The 4,321-nt window shown below is 56.7% G+C and carries 5 protein-coding genes and 1 riboswitch; all 5 genes read left to right on the top strand.

All coding sequences use genetic code 11. The features are described 5' to 3' along the window. Positions 1 to 137: 137 nt before the first annotated feature. Positions 138 to 581 (top strand): ADP-ribosylglycohydrolase family protein, encoded by a 444-nt coding sequence (locus H5U02_14255; GenBank protein MBC7343585.1) that lies wholly within the window; start codon positions 138 to 140, stop codon positions 579 to 581. After that, on the top strand, positions 478 to 795 hold the full coding sequence (locus H5U02_14250) for an ADP-ribosylglycohydrolase family protein (protein ID MBC7343584.1): 318 nt from the start codon (positions 478 to 480) through the stop codon (positions 793 to 795). Before H5U02_14255 ends, H5U02_14250 begins: the two co-directional genes overlap by 104 nt. A gap of 127 nt (positions 796 to 922) precedes the next feature. Further along, complete coding sequence (locus tag H5U02_14245) at positions 923 to 2,035, top strand: 4Fe-4S binding protein (protein MBC7343583.1); 1,113 nt, start codon at positions 923 to 925, stop codon at positions 2,033 to 2,035. 82 nt (positions 2,036 to 2,117) lie between these two features. Then, positions 2,118 to 2,237: riboswitch (cobalamin riboswitch) on the top strand. Positions 2,238 to 2,341: 104 nt separating this feature from the next. Beyond that, positions 2,342 to 3,910: an S-layer homology domain-containing protein gene (locus H5U02_14240; protein MBC7343582.1), complete on the top strand. Its 1,569-nt coding sequence runs from the start codon at positions 2,342 to 2,344 to the stop codon at positions 3,908 to 3,910. Then, positions 3,907 to 4,321 (top strand): hypothetical protein (locus H5U02_14235; GenBank protein ID MBC7343581.1); only part of this gene is annotated, 415 nt, incomplete at its 3' end. The genes H5U02_14240 and H5U02_14235, both read left to right, overlap by 4 nt.

Genomic DNA, 4,321 nt, shown 5'->3' with positions numbered 1-4,321 from the left:
GTGCTCGGAGACGAGGCCTTGGTGACTGCCAGAGTTGTTTAGGCTGGTCTAGGCTCGCGGGTGGGGCCACCGCCCTCAGGCGTAGCGGCCAGGTTTATAGATTGTTTGCCATGATGGAGCTTGTCAGGGAGAGAAAGGTGGGTTGTTTGCCGGGGCAAGCTGAGATAGAATACAGAAAAGTAAGTAGCTTAGGTCAACTAATTGGGGAAACGAGGGAGCGGTTGAGTTGCTTTCCTCAGGGAGAAAGTCCGCTTACCGGACCGCCGACTGCTTTGAGGGGAGTGGTCGGCCTGTTGACCAAAGATAAGTTTCAGGGGGCTTTGCTGGGAACCTTGGTTGGCGATGCCTTGGGCATGGCTGTGGAGGGTTGGGACCGAGAAAGGATTATAGCCCGCTATGGAGCTATCAAGGAGATGCGTCCTGGCCACTTGCCTGCTGGCAGTTATACCGATGATACCGAGATGATGATCGCAGTGGCTGAGTCTCTTATCCGCTGCCGGGGATTCGATCCAGCTGATATGGTCAACAGCTTTCTCGCCAATTGTCATCCTTACCGGGGATACAGTAGCCGAGGATTTTGAAGCAGCGGTGACCTATGCCGTCAATTTAGGCGGTGATGCCGATACTATTGGCGCCATGACGGGAGCCATAGCTGGAGCTTATCATGGGGCTCGGGCCATCCCCAGGCGGTGGAAGGACCAGGTAGAAAACCTGGGTAAGGGCCGGGACTACATCCAATCTTTGGCTACCCAACTATTTGATTTATGGAAGAGCCGCCAAAAAGGGGGAGAGTAAGTATAGACACAGTAATAAGCATAGACTGAGCGGTGATTTGGTTGGAACTAGACCTTAACAGAAGGTAAGTGGTTGGAATTTTCCTACTAGTCTGTAGACCACTACTGCGTGCAAGGAGGGTATGCTGGTGGGACATTTGGTTAGCGCTAAGGAGGAGGTTTACCGGGCTCTGGCGGAGCGGCTGAACCGGAATCCAGTGGGGGCGCCGGTCAACCCAACTTTGATGGAGATCCTGTATCGGCTCTACACCGAGACGGAAGCCATGGTGGGGAGCAAGTTTCCTTTGCTGCCGGTGCCGCTGGAGCAGCTGGTAGATGCTACTGGCATGGCCAGGGAGGAGCTGGAAAAAATCCTCGACCATATGGCCAGCAAGGGCTTGGTCATCGACATACCTCGCCGCGACAGCACCTATTATATGCTGGCTCCCATGGTAATTGGTTTCTTCGAGTATACCTTCATGCGGGTAAGAGAAGACCTGGATATGAAGGAATTGGCCGAGCTATTTGAGCAATACTTTTTGAGCCCCGGGATCAGACAGGAGCTGGGCGGCGGCGAGACCAAGATGTTTCACACTTTGGTCTATGAGAGCTTAATCCCGGCGGCGCTTGAGATCGAAGTGCTGGATTACGAAAGGGCTTCAGCCATCATTCGCCAATCCGGGGGCGGTGCCCTTTCCCTGTGTTCCTGCCGGCACAAGGCTAGCCACTTGGGCAAGGCTTGCCGGGCCCCGGTGGAGGTATGCACGGCCCTGGGGTCCGCCGGCCAGTGGGTGGCACGGCGCGGCTTAGGAAGGCCAGCTACGGTGGATGAGCTGCTGCGGGTGCTGGATCAGACGGAAAAGCTGGGCCTGGTTCACCTGGGCGACAATGTTCTCAAGCATCCGGCCTATATCTGCCATTGTTGTGGCTGTTGCTGCCAGGCCTTGCGGGCCATCCGGGAAGCAGGCGAAACTTTTGCCCACCCCAGCAACTTTATTCCCACCCTTGACCCTGACCTGTGCGAGGGCTGTGGCACCTGCGCCGACAGCTGCCACATCAACGCCATCAGTATGGAGGACGGGGAGAATGGGGCCGAAGTACCGCACATAAATAGGGAGGTTTGCCTGGGGTGTGGGGTTTGTGTTGCTAGTTGCCCCAACCAGGCCCTAACCATGTCCCGGCGCCAAATCTTGCACGTTCCCCCTCAAAACAAAAAGGAGCAGATGTTTCGGATTGCTATAGAAAAAGGGCGCACTTTTTAAGAGGATTTTTAAAAAGCATATAGAATAAATAACCCGATTGCAAATAAAGATTAATGACCAAGTAAAATAGGGCTGGATACCGAGGGAAGCCGGTGCGAATCCGGCGCGGTCGCGCCACTGTGATGGGGAGCAACCTACAAGGAGCCACTGGGCGGCAAGCCTGGGAAGGCGTAGGAAGCGGTGAGCCTGAGCCAGGAGACCTGGTATCTGGCTGGCATGGTGGGCTCCCTACGCAGGATGGGGCAGCAATACCCCTGTTCGTTTGGAGCAGGGGTTTTTAATTTATTGAGGAAGGTAGGGATAAGGATGGTCTTTAAGACGCTAGAGCGTATCATCAGAGCGGCAGCAGCTACGACGGTGATCGGGCTAGTTTTCATGGCGGTATCCATTGGCTTGGCTCCGACACCAAGCCCGCCTCCGGCAGAAGCAGCTGAGGATGCGGCTGGGAACTATAGCCAGCTAGCCAGCCAGGCGGTGGAGTTCATCTATAACCAGTACGTTCAAGGGCAGAGCGTTGATGCCGACACTGCCTACATATTGACTTTGGCTGAAGAAGGGATATCGCTAGACCAGTGGGTATACCAGGGCAAGACCTTACAGGAATCGGTTTTGGGGTCGGTCTACAAAACCCTCAAGAACCCCGGCGCAGCTAGCGCCAAAGCTTTGGCTCAGCAACTCTTGATTGCCAAGCAATGGGGGTGGACGGACTTGGCCGATCAATTGGCTTCCGCCTTAAAGGAAAGGCAGAAGCCCCGGGGTGGCTTTGACGACAGCGTCTATAGCGACATACCGGCTTATGTAGCTTTAGGTCAGGCTGGTTATCTGAGCGTGGTCGATTCGGCCTATGCCCGCGAATATATTTTGAAGCACCAAAGCCAGGCCAACGATGATACCTTAGGCAGCTGGGGGGCAAGCTTCGACGGCACTTTTTATCCCGATTTCTTGTCCACCTGTCAAGCCATTCGTGCTCTTACTTACTTACCCGGATGGGAGAGCGGTCAGGAGATACAGGCGGCAATAGATAAGGGACTTTCCTATCTCAAGAAGCATTTGCAGGACGACGGCAGCGTATACGTCACCCAGCCCTTCCCGGAGGATCCGGTGGTGGACACCAGCGAACTAATTGTCACTCTGCGGTTTCTAGGTCAAGATCCAGCCAGTTGGAAGAGCAGTCAAGGAGCGACTCCTATCGATTACATGGCAACCGAGGCCCGGAACCCCGATGGGAGTTTTGGCCCTATCGGTAACATCATGGCGGCAGCCAAAGCGCTTCACGCTTACTTATCACTGGGCGCCAATCCCCAGTTTACTGTTCCCCCAGCTCCACCGGCCCGCAAAGGCTTTGCCGACGTTAATTCCGGTGGCTGGGCTTGGGCCCAAGAAGCTATCGAGACTTTAGCGGGAGCGGGAATTGTTCAAGGAACAGACGGTACTCACTTTCAGCCCGGGCGTGCTGCCACTCGAGCCGAATTTGTTTGCCTGGTGGTCCGAGCCTTAAAGCTCGAGGGCAGCGGCGCAGGGCGCTTTAGCGATGTTAGCGGCAATGAGTGGTTTGCTAAAGAAGTAGCTTCCGCCGCCAAGGCCGGGGTAGTCCGCGGCTTCAGCGACAATAGCTTCCGGCCCAACCGGTTGATGACCAGGGAAGAAGCGGCCGTCATGCTGGACCGGGCTTTGAAGCTATCTGGGGCAGGAGCTGGACTAAGCTTTAAGGATCGGGACAGCATTTCCTCCTGGGCTCGGGAGAGCGTGGCCAGGGTGGCGGCCCAGGGAATTGTCAAAGGATACCAGGATGGGAGTTTTCGCCCCGGTACCGCGGTCAACCGAGCCCAGGCTGCGGTTATGGTTTACCGGGCCCTGGGGTGGGATAAGCGTTGAAAAAGAGGCGCTGGTACCTAATCGCTGTCTTGCTGGTGGCTGTCGCTTTGCTGGGGCCGGCCGCCTACGCCCAGTGGTCGGCGGGTCGGGATCGGGCGGGAGCCTCCTCCGCGGGTGGCAGCTTAGTGCAGGCGCCCCCGGCCCAGCAGCCGATCCCGAAAGAACCAGGTGCAGTTGGTCCCACCAACCCAGCTCCGGATAACCAGCCGGCTTCGGTGAGCCCGGGAACCGATGAGCACCCGAAAAAAGCTGACCCCAATCCCGAACCCAATAACCCGCCACCGGTAGCTGGGGAGCCGGGTCGAAAGTCGGCAGGTCCTGGTAGAGACAGCCAGGGCAAGATTACTCCAGCCCTGCCTCCGGCGGCCGACCAGGGGTGCCGGGTATATGTAGCCGTAGTAGGAAAGGGAA

The sequence above is a fragment of the Clostridia bacterium genome (assembly GCA_014360065.1).
Taxonomy (GTDB): Bacteria; Bacillota; DSM-521; order Neomoorellales; family JACIYF01; genus JACIYF01.
Note: the sequence above shows the minus strand (reverse complement) of the source record. Positions and strands in the feature narration are given on the sequence as shown.

Bases quoted from the DNA above. Each gene is read 5' to 3' on its own strand.
- H5U02_14240 (MBC7343582.1), top strand. From the start codon at position 2,342: ATGGTCTTTAAGACGCTAGAGCGTATCATCAGAGCGGCAGCAGCTACG.